Source organism: Vibrio sp. 10N.247.310.17 (genome assembly GCF_041466605.1).
Lineage (GTDB): Bacteria > Pseudomonadota > Gammaproteobacteria > Enterobacterales > Vibrionaceae > Vibrio > Vibrio tasmaniensis_A.
On sequence record NZ_JBFSTC010000068.1, the window covers coordinates 1 to 16955 of the forward strand.

The following is a 16955-nucleotide window of genomic DNA, read 5'->3' on the forward strand; positions in this document are numbered from 1 at the left end:
GGGGATTATCTGCTAACTGCAAGATCGTTCAAGTCTTCTTAAACGATCGGCATTAAACCGAAAGGTTGGCGTTTACAGTTATTACTTGGTGTTACTTAAACAGTCTTAAGCTTTCAGCGCTTTAAATGCGTTGATTAGACCGTTAGTAGAGCTGTCGTGAGACGTTACTTGAGCATCGTCTGCAAGCTCTGGAAGAATTTGGTTTGCTAGCTGCTTACCAAGTTCTACGCCCCATTGGTCGAAGCTGAAGATGTTCCAGATAACACCTTGAACGAAGATCTTGTGCTCGTACATCGCGATTAGGTTACCTAAAGAGCGAGGGTTGATTTGCTTAACAAGAATAGAGTTCGTTGGGCGGTTACCTTCAAATACTTTGAAAGGTACTAGCTCAGCAACTTCTTCAGCTGTTTTGCCTGCTGCTAGGAATTCAGCTTCTACTGTCTCTTTTGTCTTACCGAAAGCTAGCGCTTCAGTTTGAGCAAAGAAGTTAGACATTAGCTTCTGGTGGTGATCAGATGCTGGGTTGTGGCTGATAGCCGGAGCAATAAAGTCTGATGGGATCAGCTTAGTGCCTTGGTGAATCAGTTGGTAGAACGCGTGCTGACCGTTTGTACCAGGTTCACCCCAGATGATAGGGCCTGTTTGGTATTCTACTGGGTTACCTTCACGGTCAACGAATTTACCGTTAGATTCCATGTTACCTTGCTGGAAGTAAGCAGCAAAACGGTGCATGTATTGATCGTAAGGTAGGATTGCTTCTGACTCAGCGCCGTGGAAGTTGTTGTACCAAACACCAATTAACGCAAGGATCACTGGAATGTTGCTTTCAAATTCCGTTGAAGCAAAGTGGTTATCCATCTCATGTGCGCCATCGAGTAGCTCAGCGAAGTTATCGAAGCCGATAGATAGTGAGATAGAAAGACCGATCGCTGACCATAGTGAGTAACGACCGCCTACCCAATCCCAGAATTCGAACATGTTGTCAGTATCAATACCAAACTCAGCAACTGAAGCCGCGTTTGTTGATAGTGCTGCGAAGTGCTTAGCAACGTGTGCTGAGTCGCCCGCTTCAGCCAAGAACCAATCACGCGCAGAGTGTGCGTTCGTCATTGTTTCTTGAGTGGTAAATGTCTTAGATGCCACTAGGAACAGTGTTGTTTCTGGGTTAAGAGGCTTAAGTGTCTCAACGATGTGAGTGCCGTCTACGTTAGAAACAAAGTGCATGTTTAGGCGAGTTTTGTATGGCGTAAGTGCTTCAGTTACCATGTATGGACCAAGGTCTGAACCGCCGATACCGATGTTAACTACATCAGTGATCTCTTTACCTGTGTAACCTTTCCACTCACCAGAAACGATACGGTGTGTGAACAGTTCCATTTTTGCTAATACTGCATTCACTGCTGGCATTACGTCTTTGCCATCAACCATTACTGGCTTGTCGCTACGGTTACGTAACGCAGTGTGAAGAACTGAACGACCTTCAGTCTTGTTGATTGCATCACCGCCGAACATTGCTTCGATTGCAGACTTAACTTCAGTCTCGTTCGCAAGAGCAAATAGGTGCTGCATCGTTTCAGCGTCGATAAGGTTCTTAGAGTAATCCACTAAGATGTCTGAACCGAAACGAGTAGAAAAGCTCTCGAAACGCTTTGCATCTTGAGCAAATAGCTCTTTCATATTCATATCTTGAGCAGACTCAAAATGTGCAGTTAGAGCTTTCCACGCTTGTGTTTGCGTTGGGTTGATATTTTTCAACATGGTATCTATCCCGATGTTACTGTAGGTTTTATTCTAGACGTCACCAAAGTGATGAATAGAACCCCCGATTAGGCGAAAGTTTATATTTTTCTATGATGACCAAATCGCATCACCACTGAAAGATTCTTTGTAATTTTTTTTCACGACGTATTATGCCGCATATGAAGAGCGGTACCTTGAGATAAATCAGAATTAGATTTCCTGATAGCAGAATCGGTACTGACTCTAGCGCTCACATCATTAAATGTGAGCGAAAGCTGATAAATTCAAGTTCAAAAGATAGCGTTAAACCACTTTTTTTCCAAATACATTATAGAGGATGGCGTATGTGGATTCAGAAGACGATACACCTACACGCACAAAAACGTGGATTTCATCTCATCACTGATGAAATTGAACAACAGATATCCGATATCCATTCACTGTCTGTTGGTTTATTACATCTATTCATTCAGCATACTTCTGCTAGCCTTACGCTAAATGAGAACGCAGACCCGACCGTCCGCACCGATATGGAATCACACTTTAATAAGTTTGTGCCCGAACGAGCCCCCTACTACAAGCACACCTACGAAGGTGATGATGATATGCCCGCTCACATTAAAGCATCGACACTAGGCACCAGTGTGACAATTCCGATTACCAATGGTCGTTTAGCTTTGGGGACATGGCAGGGCATTTACTTAGGTGAACACCGAGATTGTGGTGGAAGCCGTACCGTTATTGCGACCATTCAAGGTGAGTAACGTTAAGTCATCAACAGTGAAATACCGCTTAACAAACATAATGGTAGAAAACAAAAAAGGGTGACACAGTTATGTGTCACCCTTTAAAAATATAAGAGAGTCGAGTTGGTAAAACCAGAATTAGAAAGGCTGGTTTATCATAACCCTAAAGGTCCCTTCATCACCGCCTCGCGCTAATTCAGCACGTACAACAATGCCTTCGACCTGGAAACGAACTGCGCCGCCTAGGCTCCATTTCATGTCTGTGTGCAGTGTTTTGATATCGTACTCATCAGCAACACGCCCGACTTCAGCAAACGCCACCCACTGCCACCAAGGTAAATCGTAGTAGTTAATCAGTGGGATATCGCCCAGTGGTTGCCAATCAGGAAGCACTCGATATTCCGCAGAGTAGTGAATAGCAGAACGACCGTGGTAACGGCCTCCGGTATAACCTCTTAAGCGATATAAGCCACCGAGTCGAGCTTGTTCTGTTTCGGGTGGACGAGCACAATCTTGCCCTGAACAGTTGCCCCACGTAGGTGTGTCAGCGGTATAGACATCAAATGCCACGACTTGTTGGTCGAACAAGTTCCCCAAAGGACCCAATGCAAAATACTGACTGTTTTGGAATGTCCACTTCAGCCATAAGTCATCGTTAGACCAACTTTCAGCGCCGGTAGTAAACTCAAGATTGGTATGAGACCCCTTGGTTGGGTTGCGTGTGCTATCACGGTTATCCCAATCAAACGCCAAACTAAAACCTGTCGCCTGTTCGCTATTGTTTAAGCCTTCTAGCTCACGAGCCGTATAGAAAGGCGTAAAGACAATCGAACTGACACCAGACTCTAATGGGGAAGCAAAGCTCACATCTTTGATAGGTTGGAAAGCCCCTAGCAAGCCATGCTCTGCAACATTGCCCCAAGGCAGCAGATACTTAAACTCAACCTGATAGTTTTCTTCTAAGCCGTCGGCAATGGTTTTATCATCAATGGATGAATCGTTATCGCCTTGAGAGCCAATGTAATACGGGTTTTCGTTAAAGAGAGCTTGGTACATCTGAGTACTGAACAACACGTTCTCAGACAGTGCGAAGTTAAAGGCTGATAAGAAACCGACGTAGCTGTCTTTATCTGAATAAAGCGCCATGCCAAACAGAGCAGCTTGAGGTTGCCAAACACCCTTTGCGACACCAGCAACCCCGAAGGTATTACCCATGGTTTCAGTACTAAAATAGAAAGGAACAAAGGCTGAATCTTTTTCTTCACTCACAACGGGAGAAGACAAGCTGACACCAAGTAATGCCATTGCAGACATTAACCAGTGTCGAGTCGTTCGTATGAACATCATTTACTTATAGGATCCATAGTTACTTCGCATTAGTTACTTCACATTAGCTACTTCACATACTCCATCGCAACACGCGAAGTCAGCTTAGTGACCAGCTCGTAAGCGATAGTGCCAATATGTTCTGCGACTTCTTCTGAAGGTAAATCTTTACCCCATAATGTTGCTTCATCACCGACTTTATCTGCCGCATCAGGGCCAAGGTCAACCGTTAGCATGTCCATTGATACACGTCCGGCGATCGGTACTTTTCGGCCGTTAACGAACACTGGAGTGCCGTTAGGAGCAGTGCGAGGATAACCATCACCATAACCTATCGCGATCACGCCAACCTTGGTATCTCGCTCACTGGTCCAGTTACCGCCATAACCCACACTTTCACCCGCTTTAACATCACGAACGGCTATCAGGTGCGAGGTCAAAGTCATTACAGGATAAAAGCCGAGGTCTTGCGCTGATTTATCAGCAAAAGGAGAAACACCGTAAGAGATAATTCCCGGGCGAACCCAGTCAAGGTGGCTGTCTGGCCAAGCTAATAGACCCGCAGAAGCAGCAAGTGAACGCTCACCTTCACAACCGTCGGTGAGCGATAAGAAAAGCTCGGTCTGTTCAACGGTGGTTGCTCTATCAAGTTCATCAGCACAACCGAAGTGGCTCATGTAGCGCAGAGGTTTAGCGACATTCGCACATTGATGTAAGCGCTCAACAAAGTTTTGGTATTGCTCAGGACGAGCACCTAGGCGATGCATACCACTGTCGACTTTTAGCCAAACCACAACAGGTGTTTCCAACTCTGCATTCTCTAGCGCGCTTAATTGCTCTTCGCAATGCACTACTGTTTGGATGTTATTGGTCACTAAGATTGGCAAATCGCCCGAAGAATAAAACCCTTCTAGCAACAAAATAGGTTTAACAATGCCACCAGCACGAAGCTGTAATGCTTCTTCAATACGCGCCACACCAAAAGCATCAGAGCTTTTTGAATGCTTGGCAATATGCAGTAAGCCATGTCCGTAGCCATTGGCTTTCACAACAGACATTACCTTGCAATGAGGAGCCTTCGACTTTATCTGGTTCAGGTTATGTTCAAGCGCGTTTAAGTCAATACTCGCCGTCGCTGCTTTCATGTAAGTCATTAGTGATTACTCATCATCAAATGCAGGACCTGCATAGTTATCAAATCGGGAGTGTTGACCTTGGAACGTAAGACGAACCGAACCGATCGGACCGTTACGTTGCTTACCAAGGATGATTTCAGCGATGCCTTTCAATGAACTATCTGGGTTATAAACCTCATCGCGATAGATAAACATGATTAAGTCGGCATCTTGCTCGATCGAACCTGATTCACGCAAATCCGAGTTAACTGGGCGCTTGTCAGCACGTTGCTCTAGGGAACGGTTAAGCTGAGAAAGTGCCACAACTGGTACGTTGAGCTCTTTTGCTAGTGCTTTCAATGAGCGAGAAATCTCGGCGATCTCTAGAGTACGGTTATCAGATAACGAAGGTACACGCATTAATTGAAGGTAATCTATCATGATCATAGAGATACCATCATGCTCACGAGCAATTCGTCGAGCTCGAGAACGTACTTCTGTTGGCGTTAGACCCGAGCTGTCATCGATATACATATTCTTCTTATCCATCAGAATACCCATACTCGACGAGATACGAGCCCAATCTTCATCGTCTAACTGACCGGTACGAATCTTGGTTTGGTCTACGCGAGAAAGTGATGCAAGCATACGCATCATCAGCTGTTCAGCTGGCATCTCTAGCGAGAAGATTAACACTGGCTTGTCTTGCTTCATCGCTGCGTTTTCACATAGGTTCATCGCAAACGTGGTTTTACCCATCGATGGACGCGCAGCAACAATGATTAAGTCAGAACCCTGAAGGCCTGCTGTCTTCTTATTGAGGTCGTTAAAGCCAGTATCGACACCAGTCACACCATCTTGTGGCGATTTATATAAGTTTTCGATACGTTCTAGCGTCTTCTCTAGAATGCTATCAACGTTTTGTGGACCTTCATTTTCACTTGCTCGGCCTTCGGCAATCGCGAAAACTTTACTCTCAGCAAGATCAACAAGTTCTTCCGATGTACGACCTTGAGGGTCATAACCAGAATCCGCAATTTCATTTGCCACACCAATCAGGCTACGCACCAATGCACGTTGTGCCACGATATCTGCATAGGCATTGATGTTTGCCGCACTTGGCGTATTTTTCGCTAGGTCAGCAAGGTAAGCAAAGCCACCCACTTCTTCAAGTTGCTCACGCAGCTCTAAATGTTCAGAGAGTGTAATAAGATCCAGAGGAGAGCTTTCTTCAAGGATATCCTTTACCGCTTCAAAGATCAGACGGTGAGGACGGCTATAAAAGTCTTTGGCCACAACCTTTTCGGCCACCGTATCCCAGCGTTCGTTATCCAATAACAAACCGCCAATAACAGATTGCTCAGCTTCTAATGAATGTGGCGGGACCTTGATGGCGTCCACCTGATCGTTGGCTGATTTCTGACTTTTGGTATCCACTATGACTACACTCAATAACTAATAATGATCGTTCATTATACCCAAGAACATCCGTTTGTAATCCGATCCTATGAGTTTGTTTTATTCTTCAGCAAGAATTTACCTATTGCTGACGGAATTAACCAAAGGTAGCATTACGATCCTTCCATTCATTCACTGTATAACTGAGGTATGCGTGTCCAAATTATTGGCTCTGAACACTGGTCTTCTAAGCTCTAGTCTTCTAAGCATCGGTCTCCTGAGCACTCCGTCGGCCTTAGCGGATGATGCTAAAGCCTCTGTTGATGCAATCCTCGACTCGATAGTGGTACCAGAACCTGCTGCTGAGCCGATCGTCGTTGCACCGACACCTGAAAAAGATATGGATATCGCACCGAGTGATTCGAGTGACACAGAACTGCCGAACCCACTGAATACTGAAGTCGAATTTGGATATCAGTCGCATACTGGTAATTCTGATTCTCGATCGCTGAATGCACGCCTGAACGGTGAGTACACGGCTGGCCGTCATAGAACCAGTGGCGAATGGAAATACTACAATCTCTACAAAGATGGCGAAGAAGATAAAAGGCAATCGACATATTCTGCTCAGAGTGACTACAAGTTAAGTCCGAAAACCTACCTCTATGGCAGCTTTAAAGGGGTCGATTCACGATACAGTGCTTATTTTAAGGACTACACCGTTTCTAGCGGTCTAGGTTATCAGTTTTCGAATACAGAAGAGTTTGTGTTGGAGGTCGAAGTGGGCCCGGGTTTTCGTTACCAAGAACCGAACCTTGATGAAATAGACGATGATGACATCATCTTCCCAGAGATCGTTGAAGAAGCGATTTTCCGTGGCAATGTAAATACATCATGGCAGGTATTGAAAAATTTGAAGCTCAAAGCCGATGTGACGTTGGTGTCTGGCCACAGCAACCTAAAATTTGATACTGAACTAGAAGCCATCAACGATATTACCGACAATATCGCACTAAAAATTGCTCACTCTCGACAGTACCACGACAAGGTACCTGAAGGGTTGAACAAAGAAGATTCCGTACTGTCTGTAAATCTACTTTTTCAATTCTAAATTTGAGAGCGGGTATAACGGTGTATCGATAAAGAACACCCTCGTTTTTTACTAAGTAAGCCCCTCCTCTCTAGTGCTTTCTACTCCTGCAATAGTCGCTGTTCCAAAAAGCTTAAAACTCATATTGTAGACATAAAAAAACACCAGCCGAAGCTGGTGTTTAAAACTTTCAAAAGAAAGAATTCGTCTTGGTACTGAAATTACTCAGCTGCAACGATAGCGATTTTCGCAGTAGCAAAAACTTCAGAGTGAAGTTGGATGCTTACTTCGAATTCGCCGATGTTACGTAGAGCGCCTTCAGGTAGGCGTACTTCGCTCTTAGCTACTGCAACACCTGCCGCTGTAATAGCGTCAGCGATGTCACGAGTACCGATAGAACCGAATAGTTTACCTTCGTCACCAGCTTTAGAAGCGATTGTAACGCCTTCTAGAGTGTTAACGCTCTCAGCGCGAGCTTCTGAAGCAGCTAGTTGCTCAGCAACTTTAGCTTCTAGTTCTGCACGACGAGTTTCGAACATAGCAACGTTGTCTTTAGTTGCCATAACTGCTTTACCCTGTGGGATAAGGAAGTTACGAGCGTAACCAGATTTAACGTTTACTTGGTCGCCAAGGCCACCTAGGTTACCGATCTTATCAAGTAGAATAACTTGCATTATCTTAGTCCTCTTAAACTATTATTAACTATTACCGATTACTGATGCTTGTCAGTGTACGGTAGTAGTGCTAGGTAACGAGAACGCTTGATAGCGCGAGCTAGCTGACGTTGGTATTTAGCACTTGTACCAGTGATACGGCTAGGTACAATTTTACCAGCTTCAGTGATGTAGTTTTTTAGAGTTGCTACGTCTTTGTAGTCAATCTCTTGTACGCCTTCTGCAGTAAAACGGCAGAATTTACGACGACGGAAGAAACGAGCCATGGGCTATCTCCTGATCTAAATTTAATAATGCGGTACTCACACGAACTTATAAATAAGTCTAAGCAAATGCTTGTAGTGAGAATACCTAAACGAGTTGAATAAAATTTAATGACCTAAAAGGCCAAAAAAGAATTACTCAGCAGCAGCTTCTGGCTTAGCTTCTTCTTCACGACGTGGTGCACGTTCTTCACGGTCATCACGACGAGGAGCACGCTCTGCACGCTCTTCTTTTTGCTTAAGCATGATAGATTGCTCAGTCACAGCGCCTTTAGTGCGCATGATCATGTTACGTAGAACTGCATCGTTAAAACGGAAAGCAGTTTCTAGCTCGTCCATCACTTCTTGGCCAGCTTCAACGTTCATAAGAACGTAGTGAGCTTTGTGAAGTTTGTTGATTGGGTAAGCCATTTGACGGCGGCCCCAGTCTTCTAGACGGTGGATAGTACCACCAGCTTCAGTGATTGAACCAGTGTAACGCTCGATCATGCCAGCAACTTGCTCGCTTTGATCAGGGTGAACCATGAATACGATTTCATAATGACGCATTTGGTTGCTCCTTACGGATTATTAGCTTCCACGAAAGGCTCGGTCGTCCAAGGGAAGCAAGGAACTAAAGAAAAATGACCGAGTTTTAAGGACGGCAAATATTATAGAAAGAACCCGGTATTGGCAAGCGGTATTTGGCTAATAATGAAACAGTTTTTCTTTCGCCATCTAGCCATCTGATAAACCAATGAGTTCTGCTACTGCAGCCTAAAAAGAAACGCTCACCAACAAGAGGCGAGCGTTAATAAATTCATAGACTTAAAGTCGTTTAACTCTTTATATAGCAAGTACCTCTAAACAACATAGAGGCACACAACTAAACCAAGCGTGACTGAGTCAAATGTTGCTGAACCTAGGTTTACTGAGCTAAACGCTGGCGTACCGCTTCGAACAGACAGATGCCCGATGCCACTGAAACGTTCAGGCTCGACACGCTACCAGCCATTGGGATCTTAATCAGATCATCACAGGTTTCACGCGTTAGACGACGCATACCGTCACCTTCAGCACCCATAACCACAGCAAGAGGGCCTGTTAACTTCGCTTGGTAGATATCATGCGTTGCTTCACCTGCGGTACCCACAAACCATACACCCTGCTCTTGCAGAGCACGCATTGTACGAGCGAGATTGGTTACACGTACTAGAGGAACGGTTTCAGCCGCACCACACGCTACCTTGCTTACCGTTGCCGTTAGCGGCGAAGAGCGGTCTTTCGGTACGATAACAGCAGCAACACCCGCGGCATCCGCATTACGCAGACAAGCACCTAGGTTGTGAGGGTCTGTTACGCCGTCTAGAACCAACAGCAGAGGCTGTTCGTGCTGCGCTAGGATATCGTCTAGGTGAGTTTCATTAAGCTGCTTAGCAGGCTTCACCTTAGCAATAAGACCTTGGTGATTCGCACCTTGTGCTTTTTCATCAAGCGGCTTACGACCCATTTGTTGAATCGATACGCCAAATTGCTGCAATTGATTCAGTAATGGAAGCAGGCGATCGTCTTGACGCCCTTTCAGTACATACGCTTCAATAAAGCGCGCTGGATCTTTTTCTAGTACGGCTTTCACCGCGTGAATACCGTAAATAAATTCGTTACTCATTGTCTCTGGTTACTCTTATTGCTCAGAGATGAATGAGACATCAAACCCGATGCACCCACCCCTGTGTTGTTTATTTCGAGAGTATGCGTCTTGCGCCTGATACTCTCGCATTAAAGTCTTTTCGCGTTAAAGCCATGTCACATTAAACTAGCGCTGCGCTAAACCTAATTAGCAAAGCGCCTTATTAAGCTTAAGACTTATTAACCTTAAGACTTATCAGCCTTTGGCTTACGACTTGCGGTACGCTTTTTCTTAGCTCGAGCTTTAGCAGCACCAGTTTTATTCGCTGGCTTTTTCTTCTTAGCTGAACTTTCGCTACTTCCATCAGGTCGCTTAGTTGGTTCAACTAAAGGCGTTGCAGGTACACCCGGCTTATTGCTCTTCACCGCTGAACGCTTCTTGCTTTTCGCCTTTTTCATCGCTTCAGCAGCACGCTTCTTGGCTGTTTTACCTTTACCACGCGGCTGACGATCGGTGTCTTCTAAATCAAAGTCGATTTGACGAGTTTCTAAGTTAACCGCAGAAACCTTCACTTTAACCGAATCACCCAAGCGGTAGATATTACCTGAGCTTTCACCAACCAGACGCTGACCAACAGCATCAAATTGGTAGTAGTCATTCGCTAGCGCAGAAATATGTACCAGACCATCGATGTGCAGTTCCGTTAGACGCACAAAGAAACCGAAGCCAGTCACGTTGGCAATCACGCCATCCATCACTTCGCCAACATGGTCTTGCATGTACTCACACTTCAGCCAGTCGTTCACTTCACGCGTAGCATCATCAGCACGACGCTCAGTCATTGAACACTGTTCGCCGTAGAAGTCCATATCATCGAAAGTGTAGTGGTAACCACCGGTTGGCGTCCAACGCTCGCTGTTACGACCTTCTTCTTTCGCAATAAGGTACTTAATCGCACGGTGCAATAGCAAATCTGGGTAACGACGAATTGGCGAGGTAAAGTGAGCATAGCGTTTAAGAGCTAGACCAAAGTGACCCGCGTTATCCGCGTTGTATACCGCTTGCTTCATTGAGCGCAGCAGCATAGTTTGGATTAATTCACGATCTTCACGTTCGTTAATCTGCTGCATCAGTTGTGCATAATCTACCGGAGAGGGCGACAGGCCACCTTCCAGCGTTAAACCTAGTTCACTTAAGAAACTCTTGAAGCCCATTAAGCGCTCTTCACCCGGAGTATCGTGAACACGGTATAGAGCAGGCTCTTTCGCTTTTTCTACGTAAGATGCCGATGCGATATTCGCAAGAATCATACATTCTTCGATGATCTTGTGTGCATCGTTACGGATTACTGGCTCAATACGGTCAATCTTACGATCCGCATTGAAGATAAACTTAGTTTCTACCGTTTCAAATTCAATCGCACCACGTTCGTCACGCGTTTTCTTAAGCACCTTATACATCTTATGAAGCTCTTCAAGATGTGGTACTTCTGGTTCGTAACGTTCACGTAACTCTTCATTGCCATCTAAGATCGCGCCTACTTTGTTATAAGTAAGACGAGCATGAGAATTCATGACTGCTTCATAGTGCTTGTAGCCTGACAGTTTACCTTTGTCTGAGATAGTCATCTCACACACCATACACAAACGGTCGACTTGAGGGTTCAATGAACACAAACCATTTGAAAGGACTTCTGGCAGCATTGGGACAACTTGTGACGGGAAGTATACCGAGTTACCACGGTTAATTGCTTCTTTGTCTAGCGCTGTCTCTGGGCGAACGTAGTAACTTACGTCAGCAATCGCTACCCATAGGCGCCAGCCGCCGCCTTTCTTCGCTTCACAGTAAACCGCATCATCGAAGTCACGCGCATCTTCACCATCGATAGTCACCAATGGCAATTTGCGTAGATCAACACGTCCTTCTTTTGCTTCTTCAGGAACATGCTCACCGAGGTTTACGATTTGCTTATCTACGGCTTCAGGCCACTCTTGCGGGATCTGGTGAGTACGGATCGCGATCTGCGTTTCCATACCCGGAGCCATATTCTCACCAAGAACTTCGGTCACTTTACCCATCATGTTACGAGAACGACCACCACGGTCCGTAATTTCAATCACAACCACATTACCCATTCGAGCACCGCCTTTATGCTCAGTTGGGATCTGGATGTCGTGACTGATACGCGAATCATCAGCAACCACATAAGAATGGCCGTACTCTAGGAAGAAGCGACCAACAAGTGGCGTTTTACGCTCTTCAAGCACACGAACCAAACGGCCTTCACGACGGCCACGCTTACTGTTGTCAGTAGGCTGAACCAATACGTAATCACCGTGCATGATAGTTTTCATCTGATGATGCGGCAGCACGATATCATTGTCTTTACCCACACTGCCGTCTGGGCGTACCCAACCATGACCGTCTTTATGACCAATCACAAAGCCTTTGATCAGTTCCATCTTCTCAGGCAATGCGTAACACTGACGACGGGTAAAGATAAGCTGTCCATCACGTTCCATTGCACGTAAACGACGACGCAGCCCTTCATATTGTTCCTCTCCAGCCAAACCCAAAGCTTCGAATAGATCGTTGCGGTTCATAGGAATATTCGCGTCTGTTAGAAACGAAATAATGAACTCACGGCTTGGTACTGGGTTTTCGTAATTTTTCGACTCTCGGTCGGCAAAAGGATCAACAGTGGTTGTCGCTGTCGTGTTTTCTGACATTGGTGTGTTTTTTGACATAGGCGGGCCTGCTTAAGCAAGGAAGGTATATTACCCCTAGTATATCTGATGCTAGAGGTAAGCTACAGATATGCTTTGGAAAAGCCTAAAATAACCTAAGATTGATACATATCTTCACTTTGTGAAACATCACTTCATAGACGCGGACTATCATCAAAATTTCAAGCAAACGATAAAACAAACGTTTGCGCCATGAATGAAATACACTATTATCCACACACTTTAACAACACCTGTTCTGAGTATTGATATGAAACTAAAACGCACCCTATTGGCTTCAGCGATGGCAAGCCTAGCTCTATTTCCATTTGCGAGTTCAGCAATGGAAAAAGCTGACCTGATGATAACCGATGCCATGGTTCTAACCATGAACCAAGAAAAAACGGTTTACGAGAGCGGCACTGTTGTGGTCAAAGACAACAAAATCATTGCGGTTGGCGATGCTTCACTAGAGAAGCAGTACCAAGCTAAACAAGTGCTAGACGTTGATGGCGATATCGTAATGCCAGGTCTCATCAATACTCATACTCACGTATCCATGACGGTTTTCCGTTCGTTGGCCGATGATGTACCTGATCGCTTACACCGCTACATCTTCCCACTTGAAGCTAAGTTAGTATCTCGCGATATGGTTCGTATAGGCGCTAACCTTGGTAACGTTGAAATGGTAAAAGGTGGCGTAACTACTTACGCTGATATGTACTACTTTGAAGACGAAGTCGCTAAAACTGTTGATAAAATTGGTATGCGCGCAGTATTAGGCGAAACAGTAATCAAATTCCCAGTGGCTGATGCAGCAAACGCGGAAGAAGGTATTAAATACGCATTGAACTTCATTGAAGAATATAAAGATCACCCGCGTATTACGCCTGCATTTGCTCCTCACGCCCCTTACACAAACACAACAGAAGTCCTTCAAAAAGTAGCAAAGCTTTCTCTAGAGCTTGATGTTCCAGTAATGATTCACTTAGCTGAATCTCATCGTGAAGAAGAAAAAATTGCAAAACGAGCTGAAGGTTTATCTCCGGTTCAATACATGGACAGCATTGGTGCACTAAACAAAAACTTAGTTGGCGCACACATGATCCTAGTAGACGATCATGATATCGAGCTAGTGAAAAAATCAGATATGGGCGTGGCTCACAACATGAGTGCCAACATCAAGTCAGCAAAAGGCGTGTCACCTGCGCTTAAGATGTATGACGAAAATGTACGTATCGGTTTAGGTACTGATGGCCCAATGTCTGGTAACACATTGAGCACCATTGATGAGTTCAACCAAGTCGCTAAGGTTCACAAATTGGTGAATAAAGATCGTGCTGCAATGCCGCCGATCAAAGTGATCGACATGGCAACAATGGGCGCAGCAAAAGCACTACACATGGAAGATAAGATCGGCTCTCTTGAAGCAGGCAAGCTAGCCGATATCATAGTGATCGACACCAAGGCTCCAAACATGGTTCCTGTGTACAACCCATACTCTGCATTAGTTTACTCAGCTAACTCGGGGAACGTTCGTCACACCATCGTTGATGGCAAGATCATCATGCAAGATCGCGACATGCTAACGGTCGATGAAGATCAAATTCGCCAAGAAGCACTCGATTTCACCAAAGTCGTTCGTAAGACGGTAATTGAATCTGGTGAAGTTGTTCAGTAACGTCATCGAATGAAATAAACGGCTTTCCGTTCAGATCAAAAAAGGCCTCATAGGTATTTACCTATGAGGCCTTTTTATATCGATATCTTTCTCGATCAAAATAGATGGTTAACGAGTGCAGTCGTTAACCATCAACCTTAATTAATAATTGTAATTACCAGAACACGTCTCGACGTTTTGCTCGAGCGATAATGTTGTCTGGCATTCTCCGCTCCAAACCGCTTCGAAGCACAGTTATACGCTTATGTTGCCTTTGATCCGCTGTCACCGAGTTGTATAACCAGCGATAAGCATCTTCATAATCTAACGGGCTACCGTAATCACGTAGCAAGAGTTCCGCTAGGTGGATACTTGCACTTAAGTTACCCATCGAGGCGGCTTCACGTAAATACGGGATCGCACGCTCTTTGTCTTGTTGCACCAAAGTGCCAAGAGAATAATAACGTCCTAACTGCTCGAGTGCCGCTGGTAAACCTTGATGTGCCGCGTTTTCCATATAGTAAAGGCCAAGCTCTACATCTTGCGGAACACACACACCCCAAGCCAACATATCACCGTATAAAAACTCATAAGAAGGCAAGCTAATACGCGTTGCACGAGCAACGATATCTTCAACTAACTGGCACTTATCAGCTTTCACTCGCTCTAGGTGTTGATTATTCTCGATTAAATTAATCAGTTCAGCTTCTGTATATATTGGAACGGGCTCTCCCACATCAGCCAAATCTGCATGACTCAAGGGTGAGCTCAGCGCCACTATCAATGAAGCTGCTACAATTCGTAGCTTCATACCTGCACTCTATTATCTGTCGTTAAAGCTATCTATTGAGGGCAGCAGACGATTTCTGCACGCACCAAAATAGGGTGAACTTCACTTTCCATGATATCTGTATCGGCAATAACCTTGACGGCTTTAGACAAAACTTGCCGCTAATGGGCAATATTTTGCCATATGGCGTTCAAAAGATCATCACGAGCGGCTTAGTTTTCAAATTGCAGGTATTAAAAAGCCGACTTAACAAAGTCGGCTTTTAGAAAACTATTTCATTATCAAAGTACTTTAATTACCTCAGTACGCTTCGTGCTGTGGTAATCACTCAACTGGGCATTATGCGCCGTATGGGTGAACCTTGATGATAGTTTCGTTACGATCTGGGCCAGTTGATACGATATCAATTGGAACGCCAGTTAGGTCTTCGATACGCTTGATGTAATCTAGAGCAGCTTGTGGAAGCGCGTCGATAGATTTAGCACCAAATGTGTTTTCAGACCAACCAGGCATTGTTTCGTAGATTGGCGTCGCTTCTTCGAATGACTCAGCAGCCATTGGAGAAACTTCTAGGATAGAACCATCTTTCATCTTGTAACCAGTACAGATTTTTAGTTCTTCTAGGCCATCTAGAACGTCTAGTTTAGTTAGACACATACCAGATAGAGAGTTGATTTGGATTGCACGACGCATAGCAACAGCATCGAACCAACCAGTACGACGTAGACGACCAGTAGTTGCGCCAAACTCGTGACCAACATCGCCTAGGTGCTTACCGACTGGATCTTGCTTCTCAAGGCCATCGTATAGCTCAGTTGGGAATGGACCTGAACCAACACGAGTACAGTAAGCCTTAGTAATACCAAGGATGTAACCGATGTGACGAGGACCGAAACCAGAACCTGCAGCAACACCACCAGCAGTCGTGTTAGAAGACGTTACGTATGGGTAAGTACCGTGGTCGATATCTAGTAGCGTACCTTGAGCACCTTCAAACATGATCTTGTCGCCGCGCTTACGTGCTGCGTCTAGTTCGTCAGTTACGTCGATAACCATCGCAGTTAACATGTCTGCGTAGCTCATCGCTTGCTCAAGTACTTCTTCGTAGCTTACTGTTTCAGCTTTGTAGAAGTGCTCTAGTTGGAAGTTGTGGAATTCCATAACTTCTTTTAGCTTCTCAGCAAATGCTTCTTTATCGAAAAGGTCGCCAACGCGTAGACCGCGACGAGCAACTTTATCTTCGTAAGCAGGACCGATACCACGACCTGTTGTACCGATAGCTTTAGCGCCACGAGCGATTTCACGCGCGTTGTCGATTGCAATGTGGTACGGAAGAATTAGAGGACAAGCTTCAGAGATGAAAAGACGCTCACGCACTGGGATACCGCGTTCTTCAAGAGGCTTCATCTCTTTAAGAAGTGCGTCAGGCGATAATACAACACCGTTACCAATAACACATTTAACGTTATTGCGTAGGATGCCTGATGGAATTAAGTGAAGAACGGTTTTTTCACCGTCAATTACAAGTGTGTGACCTGCATTGTGACCGCCTTGGTAGCGAACCACGTATTTTGCATCTTCAGTTAAAAGGTCAACGATTTTACCTTTACCTTCATCACCCCATTGGGTGCCTAGAACGACTACGTTATTTCCCATCTTTCCAATTTCTGTTGCTAATTAAAAATGGATTCTAGCACTGAATCACACTTCTTGCAGTCACTTTTTGTTCATAAACGTTAACGCTGTACAAAAATAAACCAGCGATAACTGAGGGCGAATGTGTAAAGATGCTGATATCATTGCATTTTATAGACAAAAG

14 protein-coding genes are annotated in these 16955 nt (G+C 45.0%); 3 read left to right on the forward strand and 11 right to left on the reverse strand.

Features of this window, described 5'->3' with window-relative positions; all coding sequences use genetic code 11:
* Nucleotides 1-105 precede the first annotated feature (105 nt).
* Nucleotides 106-1758, reverse strand: coding sequence for a glucose-6-phosphate isomerase (gene pgi / locus AB6D80_RS17195; RefSeq protein ID WP_371703553.1), 1653 nt, complete (start codon nt 1756-1758; stop codon nt 106-108).
* A gap of 326 nt (nt 1759-2084) precedes the next feature.
* On the opposite strand from pgi, the gene AB6D80_RS17200 reads away from it, so the two are divergent.
* Nucleotides 2085-2504, forward strand: a complete 420-nt coding sequence (locus AB6D80_RS17200; RefSeq protein ID WP_009847895.1) for a secondary thiamine-phosphate synthase enzyme YjbQ — start codon at nt 2085-2087, stop codon at nt 2502-2504.
* A 120-nt stretch (nt 2505-2624) separates the two neighbouring features.
* On the opposite strand, the gene AB6D80_RS17205 is transcribed toward AB6D80_RS17200, so the two are convergent.
* Genes AB6D80_RS17205 through AB6D80_RS17215 form a run of 3 tightly spaced genes read right to left on the reverse strand, consistent with a single transcriptional unit; the run spans nt 2625 to nt 6364 of the window.
* Complete coding sequence (locus AB6D80_RS17205; protein WP_371703559.1) at nt 2625-3830, reverse strand: BamA/TamA family outer membrane protein; 1206 nt, start codon at nt 3828-3830, stop codon at nt 2625-2627.
* A 50-nt stretch (nt 3831-3880) separates the two neighbouring features.
* Entirely contained in the window at nt 3881-4966 is a 1086-nt protein-coding gene (alr, locus tag AB6D80_RS17210) for an alanine racemase (RefSeq protein WP_017097257.1), read from the reverse strand.
* A gap of 6 nt (nt 4967-4972) precedes the next feature.
* Nucleotides 4973-6364 (reverse strand): replicative DNA helicase, encoded by a 1392-nt coding sequence (locus AB6D80_RS17215; RefSeq protein WP_372189133.1) that lies wholly within the window; start codon nt 6362-6364, stop codon nt 4973-4975.
* 175 nt (nt 6365-6539) lie between these two features.
* Between AB6D80_RS17215 and AB6D80_RS17220 the strand changes: the two genes are divergently transcribed.
* Nucleotides 6540-7436: a DUF481 domain-containing protein gene (locus AB6D80_RS17220; protein WP_372107977.1), complete on the forward strand. Its 897-nt coding sequence runs from the start codon at nt 6540-6542 to the stop codon at nt 7434-7436.
* Nucleotides 7437-7636: 200 nt separating this feature from the next.
* Here the strand turns inward: AB6D80_RS17220 and rplI are convergent, their stop codons facing one another.
* The 5 genes from rplI to rnr form a co-directional block, all read right to left on the reverse strand.
* On the reverse strand, nt 7637-8089 hold the full coding sequence (gene rplI / locus AB6D80_RS17225; protein ID WP_009847890.1) for a 50S ribosomal protein L9: 453 nt from the start codon (nt 8087-8089) through the stop codon (nt 7637-7639).
* A gap of 38 nt (nt 8090-8127) precedes the next feature.
* Complete coding sequence (rpsR, locus tag AB6D80_RS17230; RefSeq protein WP_000090472.1) at nt 8128-8355, reverse strand: 30S ribosomal protein S18; 228 nt, start codon at nt 8353-8355, stop codon at nt 8128-8130.
* A 132-nt stretch (nt 8356-8487) separates the two neighbouring features.
* On the reverse strand, nt 8488-8901 hold the full coding sequence (gene rpsF / locus AB6D80_RS17235) for a 30S ribosomal protein S6 (RefSeq protein WP_004735855.1): 414 nt from the start codon (nt 8899-8901) through the stop codon (nt 8488-8490).
* A gap of 358 nt (nt 8902-9259) precedes the next feature.
* Nucleotides 9260-10000: a 23S rRNA (guanosine(2251)-2'-O)-methyltransferase RlmB gene (gene rlmB / locus AB6D80_RS17240; RefSeq protein ID WP_009847889.1), complete on the reverse strand. Its 741-nt coding sequence runs from the start codon at nt 9998-10000 to the stop codon at nt 9260-9262.
* 206 nt (nt 10001-10206) lie between these two features.
* Nucleotides 10207-12708, reverse strand: coding sequence for a ribonuclease R (gene rnr / locus AB6D80_RS17245; RefSeq protein ID WP_017103356.1), 2502 nt, complete (start codon nt 12706-12708; stop codon nt 10207-10209).
* 249 nt (nt 12709-12957) lie between these two features.
* Here rnr and AB6D80_RS17250 point away from each other — a divergent pair, with 249 nt between their 5' ends.
* Nucleotides 12958-14367 (forward strand): amidohydrolase, encoded by a 1410-nt coding sequence (locus AB6D80_RS17250; RefSeq protein WP_009847887.1) that lies wholly within the window; start codon nt 12958-12960, stop codon nt 14365-14367.
* A gap of 154 nt (nt 14368-14521) precedes the next feature.
* On the opposite strand, the gene motX is transcribed toward AB6D80_RS17250, so the two are convergent.
* Both motX and AB6D80_RS17260 read right to left on the reverse strand, forming a co-directional pair.
* Complete coding sequence (motX, locus tag AB6D80_RS17255; RefSeq protein WP_009847886.1) at nt 14522-15157, reverse strand: flagellar protein MotX; 636 nt, start codon at nt 15155-15157, stop codon at nt 14522-14524.
* A gap of 318 nt (nt 15158-15475) precedes the next feature.
* Nucleotides 15476-16792 carry an adenylosuccinate synthase gene (locus AB6D80_RS17260; RefSeq protein ID WP_009847885.1) on the reverse strand — a complete coding sequence of 439 codons (1317 nt, stop codon included), beginning with the start codon at nt 16790-16792 and terminating at the stop codon, nt 15476-15478.
* Nucleotides 16793-16955 lie beyond the last annotated feature (163 nt).